This is a genomic window from Campylobacter sp. CS_NA3 (assembly GCF_027797495.1).
Classification (GTDB): Bacteria; Campylobacterota; Campylobacteria; order Campylobacterales; family Campylobacteraceae; genus Campylobacter_B.
Genome location: NZ_CP115609.1, coordinates 1,322,387 through 1,337,952 on the forward strand (window position 1 = coordinate 1,322,387; position 15,566 = coordinate 1,337,952).

Sequence of the window (15,566 nt, forward strand, 5' to 3'; positions counted from 1 at the left end):
TTCTCGCCAAAAAGCATTACTAAATTCACTCATTATTTTTACCAATAGTATTATTTTTTATTGTATTGCCAAGTTCGTAATTTGCCCCTTGAAAAATACCATGCCTAACAACACTCCCAGCACCGTAGGGTAGGCATCTTACCAACCAAATTTATATGTTTATCCAATTTTATTTTAGTCCCTTTAATTTTTCTTTTAAAATCTCAGGTAGATAAAAGCAGGTTTCCATATTTTCTAAATTTACCGTTGCTTGTGCAGTGGTTGCCTTGCATAAAATTTCGCCCGTATCAGCGTTTTTTATGGTGTATTTGAATTTAAGTAAGCTTTCAAATTCGCTCAATTCTACTTCAACGCAAATTTCATCATCAAACATCGCAGGACGCACAAATTTAAAATCCATTTTCACAATCGGATAAGCATATCCGTCATTTTTCATATCGATATAAGTGTAGCCGATCTCGCGCAAAAACGCACACCGCGCCATTTCGCAGTATTTGACATAGTTTCCGTGCCACACCACGCCCATGCTGTCGGTATCGTAAAACTCAACTCTAAATTTATAGTTCTTTTTCACCTTGCCCCCAAAAATCAAAAAAATTATACCATTGCGCGGGATCGCTTACGCATTTGCTCTCTAAATCCGCCACATACGCTCTCAAAGCAGGCATTACAGAAGCGATTTTATCGCTTTTTAGCTCCACGCTTGGCAGTTTTTTCGTTTCAAAAGTATATTTTTTGCCTACTTTGTAACACCAAAATGAGTAAATTTCAGCCTTTAAAATCCCTGCTATGAGATACGCCCCAATGCTAAAATTCGCCGTTTTTCCCAAAAATTTGGCACTTGCGACCTTTTCGCTTTTTATCGGCACACGATCTGCCATTATGGCGATATGTTCGCCGTTATCTAGCAAATTTCCCAAATTTAGCATAGTTTCAATATTTAGCTCATCGACCCAAAAGACATTGATTTTCCCGCCACTGATTTTATCCATAAATTCGTTAAATTTAGCGTTGTTTGCGCGATACATAAAGATATTTATTTTCGTGCGACCAAGTTCGCTCACAAGGGCTTTTGCCACCTCTATATTGCCGTAATGGCTAGTTAGTAAAATTTTTCCCCGTTTTACGCCGTCTAGCTGTGAGCGAATTTTTTCTAAATTTGTTCGGTCGATTTCTATGCCTTTTTTATTTGTCCAAATGGCGATTTTATCGCAGATTGCAACGCCAAAATTATAAAAATTCGCATACGCGTTGCCGCTTATTTTCCCGCCACTTTGTGCGACATTTTTTCTAAAATTTATTATATTTTCTCTTTGGTTTTTTAAAAACAAAAAATACACGCTAACCACGATAAATACGATACACTTAACGATAAAACTAGGCAGTTTTGTAACCAAAAAAAATGTCGCTTTTAAAAATAAACTTGGTGCGACTTCGTTTTGCTCTGCCCAGTGCTTAGCCATGAAATGCCCTTTTTGCCAACCACGGCAGAAGCGTGAAAAAGAGCCTTGCGTGGGTTAGCGAAATTTGAAAATTATCCCTAAACATGCGAAAATGGCTAACTCCGCCCTTCTCGTAGCGAACTTTTAGCTCAATCCATTTCAAGGATATTTTTGCGCGACAAGCCAAAACCAAAATTTCTATATCAAAGCCCATGCGATTATCTTTTACGCTATCTAAAATTTCGCAAATCTCTTTTAAGGGATAAATTCTAAACCCGCACATGCCGTCTTTTATGTCGTTTGAAAGCGAATTTATAGCGCACCAAAAATTTGTTATTTTTCGTCCGTAATATCTGCTTTTTGGGGCGTTTTCATCATAAATCGGATTTGCACAAATTAGCGAGTGCGGATTTTCTTGTGAGATTTGCAAAAACTCGCCACATTTTGAAATATCGTGCTGAAAATCAGCGTCAATCTGAAATGCGTGAGTGTAGCCCTTTTGCAAAGCGATTTTAAAGCCGTCTTTGAGCGCAGCGCCCTTACCGCCGTTATTTTCGCGCGTAAAAATTTCAGCTTTTAAGCCGATTAGCGCATTTTTGCTAACTTCATCACTGCCATCATCGATGATCAAAATCTCACCCATTTTTGATAAATTTTCTACCAAATCGGCGATTTTAGCGGGGTGGTTGTAGTAAGGCACCAAAAAAACAGGCTTAAAGGCTGATTTTTCCATTGCAACACTCTTTTTGACTTTTGATTTTAAAACTTAACGATTTTTCTTTTTTCTCAAAAGTTATGGTTATTTCGTCATTTGGGCGGATAAAGTGCATAAATTTTATGCTTGGAATATGGCTTAAATTTTGCAAATCATATCCTAATTTTTCTGCGCAAATCCTAGCAAATTTAAACTGCATAAAGCCCGGCACCACAGGAAAACTCGCAAAATGTCCGTCAAAATAAAAATCGCTTGGCTTAATTTTTGCCCTAAATTCATTTTGCGAAATTTGCGTAAATTCAGGCATTTCGTAGCTCTCGTAAGCTTTTAAAAAATCATCTTTTTTTACCTTACTTTGCGCAGAATACGGGACTTTGCTGACTATTTTAAAATACCTTACAACCGAGCCAAAATCATATTTTAGATATTTTTTTAAGTTTTCTACGATACTTTTTTTGCCGTTTTTTCTAAACTCTTCTTCGCCGCTCTCGCTTAAAACTATCAAAGCCAAAATTCGCTCAAATTTTGGGTGAAGCCCTAATTTGCAGTCTTTTATAAACTCATTTTGATTTAATTTTTCTTCTACGGCGTCTAAATTTACGCGGTTTTCGCTAAATTTGACAATCCTATCAAGGCGTCCGTGCAAAATAATATCATCGCCTCTAATCTCGCCGCTATCGCTACTTTCAAACCTTTTACACCAAGGCGAAGTTATGATGAGTTCGCCTTTGCTGCCTACTTCTAAATTTACAGGCTCAAATTTTTTAAGCCCGGCTCCTAAATTTGCCCCCACAACGCCCGTTTCGCTAGATCCGTAAATATCGACGATTTTAGCATTTGTGATTTTATTTAATTCATCACGCAAATTTTGTGGAAGCCTAGCTCCTGCTGAGATTATCATTTTTAAATTTGCTATTTTTTTGGCGTTTTTGTGCTGATAAAGTGCGTTTAAAATCGTAGGCGATGAGATCAAGATAGAGCCATTTAGGCTTTGATCGAAAATAATTTCAGGGTAGTTGTATTCGCCCTTATCAGACTTCGCGTCCAAAACTAACGGCAAGAAAAACTTAAATGTCAGCCCAAACATATTTTGGTGAGTTACGCTGGCTAAAAACTGCTCATGGGAGCTTAAATTTAGGGCTTTTGCTAAATGCTTTGCTTCTAAGACCATATCCAAAAGCGACTTTTGAATATTTTTTGGCTTACCAGTGCTTCCGGAAGTTTTTAGATAAAAAATCTCGTTTCCGTTTAAATTTAACTCGCCAAATTCGCCTAAATTTTCAAACTCAGCGCAAATCTTGGCAAATTTTTCATCATCAATGCCAAAAAAACCGTCTTCAAAATGATTATCTCTTAAAAGCTCAGGCTTTGTCCCTGCTAACATCGCCCCAAAAAAAGCGATTTTAAACTCACTCATATCGCTTAGAAAAATTTGAGTTCGCTTTATGTTTTTATTTTTTAAAACAGCTGCAAATTTGCAAATTTGCTCCGAAATTTCACTTAAATTTTGTATAAATTCACGCATTTTTTATATAAAACTTCCTAAAAATAATCTCGCCAAAAAGCAATATCCCTATAAAAACATAAGAAATCGCCCCACAATAAACGCCCCAGTAAATTTTGTTTTCAAAACACGCTAAAATCGCACTTATAAGCCCATTTATCACAAAAAAACCTATCCAAATTTTGGTTAAATTTCTTGTATAAATCAAAGCTTTTGGCTCTAAATTTTTTTCTTTTAACATAGCAAATTTAGTTATCATCGGCGTTTGCTTTAAGCTAAAATAAAAAATTGTTCCCAAAAAGGCATTTATTAGCACAGGATAAAGATATTTTATCCCATAAGCACTAAAAACCGCACAAAGTGCGAAAAAACCGCACAAAACAAAGCTAAATTTACCAAATTCGCTTAAATTTTTGCTCTCAAAGCCAAATTCCAAAATCCCGCGCAGTCCCCATAAAATCGCCATTATAATCAATAAATAAAAACTAAACTCTCTAAAAAAGACAATTCCAAAAGGATAAATCACGCTAAAAAGCGTAATTATCGCCTTTAAAATAGTTTTCAAATTTACTCGCCGATTTGGTATTTTTTCGCCACGACCTCAACGATATCGCCAAGCGTTTTTATGGCTTTGAAGTCTTCTGGCATTAGTTTATGACCTGTTTGTTTTTTGACAAAATCAACCAAATCAATCGCATCAATGCTATCGATGTCTAAGTCTTCATAAATCTTAGCATCAAGCGAAATTTTGCTTTCATCGATTTCGAAAAGCTCAACCAGAGCCTGTTTTAGAATTTCAAAAATCTGATTTTTATCCATTTTATTTCCTATTTTTTGATATAAAATCTGCCAAATTTACGACATTTGCGAAAATTTCTTTGACATTTTCAGTTTTTGAGTTTATAACAATGTCATATTTTTTTTGGATCAAAAGTCCAAGTTCGAGCGCATCGACGCTATCAAGCCCGAGTCCTTCTCCAAAAAGCGGCGCATTTTCGTCAATGTCGCTCACGCTCATATCTTCAAGGTTAAGCCCTGAGATAATCATCTCTTTAATCTCTAAAATAAGATCACTCATAAATCTTGCCTTTCATATAAATTTTGTATTTTTTCGTGTAATAATCTAACTCGAATCGGATTTGAACGAGATTTTTCAAATTCGCTCAAATCTAAATTTTCTAAAATATCCACTTCATATTTTATCTTATTTTGTGGCGTATCATACCACGATTGTCCTTTTTTTAAGCTTTTTGGCGACATTTTTATGCCTAGCGCAATTAGCTCTTTTGCGCAGTTTATGGCTATATAAAATGCACCTTTTTGCATACAAATTTTATCTTTCGTGCGAGTGCCTTCTGGGAAAATTATCAAATTTTCTCCATTTTGCAACGCTTTTTTTGATAGTTCTAACATTTTTTCATTTTCTGTGTTTAAAATATAATTTGCCGATTTTATCGCTCCAAATAAAAAAATATTTTTTGCCAAACTTGCCTTAACTATGCAATTTGCCCTGCGTATGTGAGATAAAAGCAACACGACATCGAGCAAGGACGGGTGGTTTGCGATGATGATAGCGCTATCTTTGCGAACAAATTTTGCTCTAAAATCTATTTTTGCGTATCCATAAAACACAATCAAATACAAAAACACTCGCCAAGCCACAAAAACCAAATCCCTAGCGAAATTTTCTATGATTTTAAATTTGTTTAATCGCAGTATTATTACGGGGATAAAAAAGAGATTTCCAACCATGCAAATAATGCCAAAGCTTGCAAAGCACAACGCTACGCAAACTCGCCTAAATAGCAGTTTCATCGACCCATTTCCAGCTTAAATCTTGCTCTTTTGTAACCCAAGATTTTTTGTGATTTTTTAGATTTAGCAAAAATTCAAAATCGCTATTTTTAGTCAAATTTGCTAAATTTGGCTCGTTATTTGGTGAAATTTCAATGCTAAAATTTTTGCCTTTTTCTACCACAACCAAAATCGCATAAATCAAATCATTTTCGTTCATAAGTTCATTATTTATGCCCTCAAAATAGCTAATAATCACTATTTTATCAAATTCATCAAATTTAGCTACGGCATTTAAAATTCCGTTTTCTAAGCTCAAATTTGCAGATACTGCCGAAATTTCAGCCCTATTTTTGGCAAAAATCGCATTTTGTGCCACAATCGCATTATGAACACTAATGCAAAATGAAGCAGGAGAGAGCGGTTCGAGTGTAGCTAGACTAGATTGCAAAGAAAAACAGCGATTTATCTCGCCGTGCTTTGAGCTAAAAATGACAGGCATTTCATCGCACTCTTTTAAGAGCGAAATGCAAAATCTCGCCCCCTTGCTAAGTCTTCTTCGCTCAATAGGGGCGATATGCGTTAAATCTGGACTTTTTTTGTAAATTTCAAGCTCACCTAAATTCGAGCCAGTATCGATAATGGCGTCGAATTTGGAAATATTAAAATAGACTTTATTTTGCAATTTAACCCCTAAATTAAAATGGCTAAAATTATAGCAAAATATCTCTTAATCTTAAATTGTTATAAATCGGCGTAAATTTGCAAAAAATGCAAATTTACGACCATGAAATCGATTTTAAATCTATATTTTCGCTTTGTATAAATTTCGCATAAACATCGTTAAAAATAATACCCATGCACTCTTTAAAACGCGGATCGTCTTCTTTTTCGATAGCTTGTAAGATAGCTTCTTTTGCCTTTGAGCTATCTTTTGCATCATCGCAACTACTCAAAGCAGAAATAAATTTTTCATAAAGCTCTTTCGCATGAACATAGCTCATCAAAAATTTTGCTTTTTGCAGAACTAATTTTTCAAAATTTGTATCGCCGATTAACGATTTTTGTTCTAAATTTACAAATTCGTCATCTTTATCAAATTTTTCTTCTTTTTGTTTTTGTTCGACTAGTCCAAGCGCATTTGCCAAACCATAAATAATACCGGCTGGATGCGGCGGACAGCCCGGAATAAAAACATCAACCGGAATTATATTTTGCACACCGCCCCAAACGCCGTAACTATCATGGAAAATTCCGCCGCTTATGCCACATGCGCCTAAGGCTACAACTATTTTTGGTTCGGGAACTGCTTCATAAGCTCTTAAAAGCGGATAATACATCTGCCTTGTAACAGGACCCGTTACAAGCAAAATATCGGCGTGGCGTGGGTTTGCGACAAGCTTAAAACCAAATCTCTCTGGATCCCAAAGCGGAGAAATTCCTGCAAAAATCTCTATCTCGCAACCATTACAACCGCCACAATCCACACGAAAAACGCTAAAACTGCGTCTAATTTGTTTTAAAAATTTTAATTTATCATCACCGCTCATCACTCAATCCTTTGATAATCTTTTTCACGCATTGCCGTAGAAGTATTCTCTCGTTTGCAATCAGGGCAAATTTGCGTATAGCTTAGCGCTAATTTTTTTCGTTTGCTACTCATATTTGACGAATTTATTTTATTTAATGCCGATTTTATAAACCTTTTTGAAGTAAAAGGTTTTTCGCATTTTGTGCAAATTTGAGCTTCCATTTCGCCTTGAACCAACAAGTCGTTTTTGTTAAAATTCACGCCTAGTTCAAATTTATCGCTTAATTTTATAGCTCCTGTCGGGCAGACTTCTTCACATCGACCACAAAAAATACATCTGCCTGTGTTATATCGCCATACTACGCTTTTGTCTTCTATTTTAACACTTATGGCATTTGGCGGACAAGCAATGCCACACGCGGCACAGCCTATGCAAAAAGAGTAATTATATTCGGGTTTGCCACGAAAATTTTCGCTTACTTCATAAGGTTGCAACGGATATGGGCTTGTAACTACACCGCTTTTTTTCAATAAATCAATTATTTTCATCTAATTTCCTTTTTGGCAAATGCTTTTAAGCTCTTTTCCGCTTAAAATCTTGCTTTTTCCGCTTTTTATATCAACCACAGTTAGCCTTTCGGTGCATGAATAGCAAGGATCTAGGCTACATACGATTAAAGCAGCGTCTGCGACAGTGTAACCACGAAGCTGATGAGCTAGGGCTGGCCAGTTGCTAAATGTAGGAGCCTTAACGCGCCATCTATAAACCTTTTGGCTTCCGCTTTGCATTATCCAGTGTATATCTTCACCGCGTGGTGCTTCGATACAGCCGATTGCATAGCTATTTGGCGTTATACGATAATCACTACTTACGATAATATCGCCACCTGGCATCAAGTCAATACATTGTCTAATTATGCTAATAGCATCTATCGTATCGTGATAACGAACTTTTACTCTACCATAAACATCGCAACTGGTTTCGGTATTGATATTAAATTTAAGTTTTTTCGTAAAATCATCAGGGTGATCATAGCGAACATCTCTTTTAAATCCGCTAGCTCTTATAGTAGGTCCTACTGAGCCGTAATCCCTACCGACCTGCGGATCTAAAACGCCGATTCCCTTCCAGCGAGACATTTGTCTTTCATCATTTATAATAACATCCCAAATTTCGTCAAATTCTTGTTCGATTTTAACAAGTAAATGAAGCATTTGTTTTATCTCTTTTGCTCTAATATCTCTTCTCATACCGCCAACGGCAACAGTTCCGTAAGTTTTACGACCGCCTGTAATGATTTGAGCTAAATCAAGCGTATATTCACGAATTCTAAAAACATGCATAAATGCGGTGTAGTTTCCTGTAACTTCACACGCTAAACCGATATTTAGCAAGTTTGAGTGAAGTCTTTCAACTTCTGCACTCATAACTCTAAGAGCTTTTGCTCGTTCAGGAATTTCTAACCCCATAGCGTTTTCTGTGGCTCTTGCCATAGCGATAGAGTGCGCAAAACCGCAAATTCCACAAACTCTCTCGGCTAAAAATGCCATTTGAGTGTAGTTCATGCGATTTTCAGCTAGTTTTTCCATGCCTCTATGCTCATAATACAGCCTATAATCCGCATCTACAATCGTATCGCCGTCACAATAAAGCCTAAAATGCCCCGGTTCATCAGCCGTGATATGAAGCGGTCCAAGCGGAATGGCTTGTGTATTTACTCCCTTTGGCTTTTTAAATTCATAATCAGGCTCTATGCTTAGCGGATCTGGACGAAATTTATAATTCATCTCATCTTTTCTAAGCGGATATAAATCTAGCGGCCAATCATCACTCATAGCAAGTCTTCTTGGATCGATTAATCCTTCCGCTCTAAGCCCAAAGAGATCAAAAGCTTCTCTTTCATACCAAACAGCAGCCTTAACGAGCGGTGTAACTGACGGATAAACAGGATCATCAGCCGGAATTAAAGTTTTAACGGTTATAAAGCATTTCTCTTCTAATTCATCATCTTGGCTAAATTTAGAACCCTCCATAGAAAGCACATAATAAAGCGCAAAATGTTTATTGATAGACCTTTCATCGTTTGCTACCATCGTCACTAACCAACCGCCGATACCATAATATAGCTTATTTACCACAGCAGGCAGGTCGTTTCTATCGACCAAAATCGTTATTTGTTTATCGGTTGGTCTAGTGGTTTCAAGTATGTTAAATTCGCTTTCGATTTGACTAATGTATAAATCACCTATCATCTTAAATCCTTTATTAAATTCACGCTCAAATCAAGCAAATTCCAGAAAAACTCAAATTTCCAAAGTCCAAAAGCGATAACAAAAAAGCCCAAAAATATAAGCGGTAAATTTTCAAACAAACTCATCTCTTTATCGTATTTTAACTCGCTTTGGTTTTTGCCAAATGAAGCTAAGAAAAAGTGTGAAAAGTCTGCTATGAAAATAACTGCTAATGCAATCGCAAAAATAATCGCTACGACATATCGCTCTGTCAAAATTGCTTGCGTAAAAGTCATAAATTCGCTTACGAAAATCGCAAAAGCTGGAACTCCAACAAGTGAGCAAATCGAAATTCCAAAAAATACACAAGTAAGCGGTGCAGTGTAGGCTAGACCACCCATTTTGTGCATGTTGTTTGTTTGGTAAATTCTCCAAGTATTTCCCGTGGTAAGGAAAGCTAGGGCTTTTGTAAGACTGTGAGCCAAGCAGTGGAAAAGTGCTGCCGCTACGCCGATTTTTCCGCCAACTCCAAGTGCAAATGCGATAACGCCCATATGAACTACGCTGTGATAAGCAAGCATGCGTTTTACATCGTGTTGAGTTACCAAGAAATACCCAGCCACATAAAGAGTAATCACGCCACTTACAAGCATAGTATCCATTACAAATTCCATGCCGACTGAATTTGCAGCGATAAAATAGTATCTAATGAGAGCTAGCATTGCCACTTTTAGCACGATACCGCTAAGCACAGCAGAAGTCGGAGATGGACCTTGCGCGTGAGCATCAGGAAGCCAAGTATGGGTTGGAACAAGACCTGCTTTTGTGCCAAATCCAACAAGAGCTAGGATAAAAATAACTTTCATCGTAAGCGGATCGATTTTTTTATCAATCAAATCCGTAAATAAAATTCCGCCGCTTGAATAAAGCAAAATAGTAGCCAACATAGCAAATGCTAGACCAAGAGAGCAGACCATTACATATTTATAACCAGCTTCTACGATTTGTTTTTTCTTGTTATAAACAACCATAAAAACACTACTTAGCGTTGTCGCTTCGACCGCTGCCCACATAATAGCAATATCATTTGCCACAGCAGATAGTATCATAGCAAATGTCGTGATATAGGCTAAAACTAGCATTTTTTTGATTTTTTTAGGGCTTTCATCTCTCCAACCAAGATAAGTAGGAAAATATAGCGTTACCAAAGTCCCTGTAATGCCGATGATTGTCAGATAAATTCCACCCAAGCTATCTAAAAACAGCATTTTATTTAGCGCGAAAAGCGGAGTAAAGCCTATCAAAGAGATAGCTTTAAATATAACCGCACAAATAACGAGCGCAAAGGCTAAATTTGCGATTTTTATCAGCCTATCAGGCACGAAATAAATCAACGCCGCACATATTAACGGCAAAATAAGCATTAAATATATTATCATATTAACCCTTTAACTCACTGGCTAAATTCGTATTTTGGCTACCAAAGACCTCTTTGTATCTAACTGCCAAAATAGCCATAATCGCGATTCCAAACACAGCGTCGCTTAAAATTCCAAGTTCGACTAGCGAACTAGCATTACAAGCGTTTGTGGCTAAATTTAGATGAACCGCGTTTTCTATCAAACAATAAGCCAAAATTTGTTTTAAAAACGACCTTCTTAAAATAAATCCGCAAACCCCAATCCAAAATGTAAAAATCGCAGCACAAATAACCACTTCATTTTGGATAATTGCAAATTTCATAAATATCGGCGTTAAAAGAAGTGCCAATCCAAGCGAAAATGCAAAAGCTATCACAGGCGATAAGAAAAATCCTGTATATGGATCATTTTCATAACGCATATCGATTTTACTAAGAGCATAAAACAAAATCGCAGGAACCAAAATAACCTTTGTGATAATCGCAATTACCGCCCAAGAACGAAGCTCGTGAGCATCAAATTTAGCTGCCATAATAAAAAATAGAGTTACCAAACAAACAGTATTTAACGCATAAAGAGAAATTGAAATTTTATAATCCCTAAACGAAAATACCGCCAAAGAAATCATCATTAAAAGTATCGCAAACACTTCCATATTAAACCCCCGCAGCAAACAAAATCACGCTTAAAACGCCAAGTCCTAACATCCACGAAGCGTTTAATTTCAAAGTCGAAAGCATTGCATACCTAGGACCAAAGTTATCGATTAACACAGCAGCCGTTGTGGCAAATTCGACCAAAATCACCGTAAAAATACAATCTAAAAGCAAATTATTAAACCCAAAAGGAATAAAAATTTTAACAAATAAGCAAATTACGGCAAATTGTTTTAGCATAGCACCAATGTCGATGAGCGCTAAATCTCTACCGCTAAATTCAGCCACGACACCTTCTTGAACCTCTTGTTCTGCTTCTGCTATATCAAAAGGCTTTCTTGACATTTCGATATAAACAGACCATAACAATACAATTCCTGCTATTATAAATGAAATTTTAAATCCAACTTCGCCGTTAATGACTGCATTATGAATAGTGGTTAAATTTGTAGTTCCAAACATAACACAAACCACAATCAAACCGCAAATCATAATAGGCTCAGCATATAACGCTAACATATTTTCTCTGTTTGCGCCGATTGCCGCAAATGGGTTAAGACTATCAAAAGCCGCTAAATTTAGGATAAATCTAAATGCGACAAGCAGATAAACAATAACAATTAAATCTGAAATGCTCTCACACCTAGCAGCCGTTAGCATTACCAAAAACGCTCCGATTGCCACAAGCAAATACGGCGTCCATTTAAAGACAAAATGTGCTGAATTTGGAGCTGTTCGCTTTCTGCGCAAAAGTTTTAACAAATCATAATAAGTTTGCCAAATCGGCGGTCCTTGGCGAGACTGGATTTTTGCACGCAAACTTCGACAAATACCGTCAAATAGTGGCATCAAGGCAAGAGCTAAAAGTAGTTGTAATATCATAGTTTGCCTCCAAAAAAGTAAAATATTCCCACGCCTAAAATACCAAGATAAAGCACCATGTAAAATGCGTAAGTCGCACTCTTGCCATTTTGCATAATGGCGATTTTATCGGCTATTTTCATATTAATATCGATTATAGGCTTATAGATATACTCCATAAAAACATCTTTTACGATAATGCTATAAGATGAGCCTTTTTTGCGCATTTTTATGCACATAAATTTAGCCAAAACTCGCCTTAAATCACCCACAGCTGTGTTTGAATTTGGTAAAAATTCACTCTGGAATTTAAATCCGTTTGCCCACGGATCGCTTAGTTTTGGTTTCTCAAATGGCGATTTAAAAGCTAGTAAAATCGCAAACGGCAAAATAAGCATAGCAATCAAACATAGCCAAAGTAGCGAAAATGACATCGTTGTGGCGTCCGCATTAGTCGGCAAAAAACTACAAATTTCTTTGATTAGTATCGGTGAAATTAGAGCAAAAATAACACAAAATGCAGATAGTATCACCATAGGAATCAGTGAAAAAATCGAAGCTTCCCTATAAGAATCTTCTTTTTCTTTTCCGCTAAAAACAAGTCCGTAAAATTTAACAAACGCAAACGCACAAAGCACACCAGCTAATGTCAAAGCGATAGTCGAAATCGCAAAGATTAGTTTAGAATAAAACGAACCTGTATTTGTAAGCAAGGCTTTATAAATCAACCACTCACTTGCAAATCCGTTAAACAGTGGAATTGCAACCGCACTAAAAATGGCAACCAAAGCACATATCGCACTTATCGGCATAAATTTGGCTAATCCGCCAAGTGAGTTGATTTTTAGTTTTTTGCTTGCGACATATACATTTCCTGCCGCAAAAAACAAAATTGCTTTAAAAACGCTGTGGTTTAGACTATGAAAAATCGCTCCTGCTAAGCCAAATGCCGTTAAAATAGCATTTTGTGTGCTAAGTCCGTAAAGCCCGGCACCAAGAGCAAGTAAAATTATGCCCATATTTTCAACCGAACTATAAGCGATAAGCTTTTTATACTCGTTTTGAAGTGTAGCAAAAATTATGCCCCAAATCGCTCCAAATCCACCCAAAATCATCATAGCTAAGGCAAAAGAAGCAGGAATTTTTGCAATCAGCATAAATTTAATCAAACCAAAAATCGCAACTTTGCTCATAGCAGAGCTAAAAAGTGCTGAAACATTTGAATTTACATGCGGATAAACTATCGGACTCCACACATGAAAAGGCGCTAGACCTGCTTTCGTTCCAAATCCGATAAAAAGCAAAATGCAGATAAAAAGAGATGGAGAATTAAAATTCCAATCACTAAAATGCAAACTTCCGCTAGTATTTGCCATAATAAGCATCGCAATAACTAAACAAAATGCACCGACTTGTGCTACTCCAAGATAGAGCATAACGCTGTAATTTGAGCTTGGGGTATCGTTAAATTTAAGCATTAATGCAGATACTAGTGTCATTAATTCCCAAAGCACGATAAATCCAAACACATCGTTGCTATTTAGAACCATTAACATGCTAAGCATAAAAAAGCTAAATAGTGATGAAAAAACTGCAAAATTTACCTTGAAATTTTTTAGGTATCCAAGCGAATAAATTGCACTCATCGCGCCGATAAAACAAACTATAAAGCTAAAAAACGCCCCAAGTGGCGTTAGCATAAAATTTGGTTCAAACAAAAATCCTTTTAAGCTAAATTCATATTTCGAGTTTAGATTTGTTATAAAATAAAGCGCACCTAAAAGCGAAATAAGCGCATTTGAAACAAATCCAAAATAAAAAGCTATTTTTTTGGATTTATAAAGAATTAAGCTTATTATTCCGACACATAAATAAGAAAAAAATAGAAATTTAAGCATTGTCTTCCTTGTTATCCGTTGGATTTTGCAAATTCGCCGAATTCTCGTCTTTTTTCGGTTTTTCTTGCGAATTTGCAGAAGTTTCGGAATTTGCAGCTTCTGCATTAGGAGTTGCAGGGGCAGGTTTTGGCGGTGCTTTTGGCACAAATTTTTCTACATCTACCTTTTTTCCGCTTATTGCGTGGATAAATTCCTGCATATTTTCCGTATCTTTTAGCTTTTTGCCGAATTTATGGTTGTCTTTAAAATCCAGCATAATAATAGCACCTTTTGGACAGGCTTCAACACAAGCAGAACCTTCGACTCTACCGTCGCAAATATCACATTTTACGGCGATATTAGGAAATCCGGGCTGAGATAGATCGTTTTCATCTCTATCTACGCCAAAAACATCCATACAATCAAGACTAATCGCACCATACGGACATGCTACCGTGCAAAGCCCACAGCCTATACATAAATGCTCATTTAAATGGACGAAATCGCCCAAATTTTGTAAAGCACCGCTAGGACAAACGACCGCACACGGAGCATCGTCGCACTGACGACACTGATTTGTAGAAGAAGTTTTTTCTACTTTGGAAACCTTAATTCTGGTAATCCCTAACTTTCCGCGTTTTATAGATTCTTTAACGCAAGCCTTTTCACAGGCCTTACAGCCTATACAAAGACCGGGATTTGTAATGACAAATTGATGTGTTTTACTCAAAGAATCGCCTTTATTTGGAGATTATTTTAAATTTTATTTGACAAAATTTACTTTAAATTTAATAAAATTCAACTTAATATTTTAGCTAAATTCTTAAAATTTTATTAAAGTATCGCTATAATCACAATCTTTAAGAATAAAAAAAGATTAAAAAAATATTTTTAAATTTATCAAAATCAAAAATTTCAACAATGTTACAAAATTTGCGTAACAAAAAAATTATTTTTACAATATTTATTTATAAAAAATATAGCTAAAATAACCAAATAGGCATATTTTTAAGTTTTTAACGATAATGTAAATTTGCGAATTCAACATATCAAATTCGGTGCAATTTGATACAATATCGCACCGAATTTACTAAATTTATTTTGCAATATAGCCACGAAGTGTAACGCCGACCATTATATTTCCGACACCACACTCAAATTCTTTACTACTTATAAATTCGTTTTTATAATAGTAACTAGAAAGATTTACAACCTTGCTTCCGCCCTCTCTTTTGGCTCTTTCTTGAAAAGTTTTAATTGCCGATAAAAACGCCCAGTTGCATGCTGCTTCATCGCTTTTACCTACGCCGTTTGTCTTTTTATTGGCTGAGAGCTGCTGGGTAATTTTTTTAGCTTTGCCACCGTCTTTACCAAAATATAACTTAATGCTAGGATCTAGCACCTCTTTTGCTCTTGGATCATTCAAAGCACCGCTAATTGGAAGTCTAATGACTTCGTTTTTCGCCCAAACACTGCTAGTAAGTAGCATTGCACCTAAAAATAAAACAAATTTTTTCATTTTATCCCCTTTAA

At 36.2% G+C, this 15,566-nt stretch carries 18 protein-coding genes; all 18 read right to left on the reverse strand.

Annotation, left to right across the window (positions count from 1 at the left end):
- Positions 1-169: 169 nt before the first annotated feature.
- The 18 genes from PF026_RS06600 to PF026_RS06685 all read right to left on the reverse strand — a co-directional run bounded on the left by PF026_RS06600 (position 170) and on the right by PF026_RS06685 (position 15,552).
- A complete protein-coding gene (locus tag PF026_RS06600) occupies positions 170-574 on the reverse strand; it encodes an acyl-CoA thioesterase (protein WP_270870395.1) in 405 nt (134 codons plus the stop codon).
- Complete coding sequence (locus tag PF026_RS06605) at positions 558-1,463, reverse strand: hypothetical protein (RefSeq protein WP_270870394.1); 906 nt, start codon at positions 1,461-1,463, stop codon at positions 558-560. The genes PF026_RS06600 and PF026_RS06605 overlap by 17 nt, the downstream gene beginning before the upstream one ends.
- Positions 1,456-2,175: a glycosyltransferase family 2 protein gene (locus PF026_RS06610; protein ID WP_270870393.1), complete on the reverse strand. Its 720-nt coding sequence runs from the start codon at positions 2,173-2,175 to the stop codon at positions 1,456-1,458. The genes PF026_RS06605 and PF026_RS06610 overlap by 8 nt, the downstream gene beginning before the upstream one ends.
- Positions 2,156-3,682: an AMP-binding protein gene (locus PF026_RS06615; protein ID WP_270870392.1), complete on the reverse strand. Its 1,527-nt coding sequence runs from the start codon at positions 3,680-3,682 to the stop codon at positions 2,156-2,158. Before PF026_RS06615 ends, PF026_RS06610 begins: the two co-directional genes overlap by 20 nt.
- Positions 3,675-4,226, reverse strand: a complete 552-nt coding sequence (locus PF026_RS06620; RefSeq protein WP_270870391.1) for a DNA gyrase subunit B — start codon at positions 4,224-4,226, stop codon at positions 3,675-3,677. Before PF026_RS06620 ends, PF026_RS06615 begins: the two co-directional genes overlap by 8 nt.
- 2 nt (positions 4,227-4,228) lie before the next feature.
- Positions 4,229-4,480, reverse strand: coding sequence for an acyl carrier protein (locus tag PF026_RS06625; protein ID WP_270861439.1), 252 nt, complete (start codon positions 4,478-4,480; stop codon positions 4,229-4,231).
- Position 4,481: 1 nt separating this feature from the next.
- On the reverse strand, positions 4,482-4,739 hold the full coding sequence (locus tag PF026_RS06630; RefSeq protein WP_270861440.1) for a phosphopantetheine-binding protein: 258 nt from the start codon (positions 4,737-4,739) through the stop codon (positions 4,482-4,484).
- Entirely contained in the window at positions 4,736-5,476 is a 741-nt protein-coding gene (locus tag PF026_RS06635; RefSeq protein WP_270870390.1) for a lysophospholipid acyltransferase family protein, read from the reverse strand. Before PF026_RS06635 ends, PF026_RS06630 begins: the two co-directional genes overlap by 4 nt.
- Complete coding sequence (locus PF026_RS06640; RefSeq protein WP_270870389.1) at positions 5,460-6,140, reverse strand: beta-ketoacyl synthase chain length factor; 681 nt, start codon at positions 6,138-6,140, stop codon at positions 5,460-5,462. The genes PF026_RS06635 and PF026_RS06640 overlap by 17 nt, the downstream gene beginning before the upstream one ends.
- Positions 6,141-6,234: 94 nt before the next feature.
- Positions 6,235-7,005 (reverse strand): NADH-quinone oxidoreductase subunit B family protein, encoded by a 771-nt coding sequence (locus tag PF026_RS06645; RefSeq protein ID WP_270863715.1) that lies wholly within the window; start codon positions 7,003-7,005, stop codon positions 6,235-6,237.
- On the reverse strand, positions 7,005-7,535 hold the full coding sequence (locus tag PF026_RS06650; RefSeq protein WP_270863716.1) for a formate hydrogenlyase complex iron-sulfur subunit: 531 nt from the start codon (positions 7,533-7,535) through the stop codon (positions 7,005-7,007). The genes PF026_RS06645 and PF026_RS06650 overlap by 1 nt, the downstream gene beginning before the upstream one ends.
- Positions 7,536-9,239, reverse strand: coding sequence for an NADH-quinone oxidoreductase subunit C (locus tag PF026_RS06655; RefSeq protein WP_270863717.1), 1,704 nt, complete (start codon positions 9,237-9,239; stop codon positions 7,536-7,538).
- A complete protein-coding gene (locus PF026_RS06660; RefSeq protein WP_270861446.1) occupies positions 9,236-10,657 on the reverse strand; it encodes a proton-conducting transporter transmembrane domain-containing protein in 1,422 nt (473 codons plus the stop codon). Before PF026_RS06660 ends, PF026_RS06655 begins: the two co-directional genes overlap by 4 nt.
- Before the next feature lies 1 nt (position 10,658).
- Positions 10,659-11,294 carry a hydrogenase 4 membrane subunit gene (hyfE, locus tag PF026_RS06665; RefSeq protein ID WP_270863718.1) on the reverse strand — a complete coding sequence of 212 codons (636 nt, stop codon included), beginning with the start codon at positions 11,292-11,294 and terminating at the stop codon, positions 10,659-10,661.
- A 1-nt stretch (position 11,295) separates the two neighbouring features.
- The gene (locus tag PF026_RS06670; RefSeq protein WP_270863719.1) at positions 11,296-12,177 is read right to left on the reverse strand and encodes a respiratory chain complex I subunit 1 family protein; all 882 of its coding nucleotides are present in this window, start codon (positions 12,175-12,177) and stop codon (positions 11,296-11,298) included.
- Positions 12,174-14,054: a proton-conducting transporter transmembrane domain-containing protein gene (locus PF026_RS06675; protein ID WP_270863720.1), complete on the reverse strand. Its 1,881-nt coding sequence runs from the start codon at positions 14,052-14,054 to the stop codon at positions 12,174-12,176. Before PF026_RS06675 ends, PF026_RS06670 begins: the two co-directional genes overlap by 4 nt.
- Positions 14,047-14,763, reverse strand: a complete 717-nt coding sequence (locus PF026_RS06680; RefSeq protein ID WP_270863721.1) for a 4Fe-4S dicluster domain-containing protein — start codon at positions 14,761-14,763, stop codon at positions 14,047-14,049. The genes PF026_RS06675 and PF026_RS06680 overlap by 8 nt, the downstream gene beginning before the upstream one ends.
- Positions 14,764-15,129: 366 nt before the next feature.
- Complete coding sequence (locus PF026_RS06685) at positions 15,130-15,552, reverse strand: excinuclease ABC subunit A (protein ID WP_270863722.1); 423 nt, start codon at positions 15,550-15,552, stop codon at positions 15,130-15,132.
- Positions 15,553-15,566 lie beyond the last annotated feature (14 nt).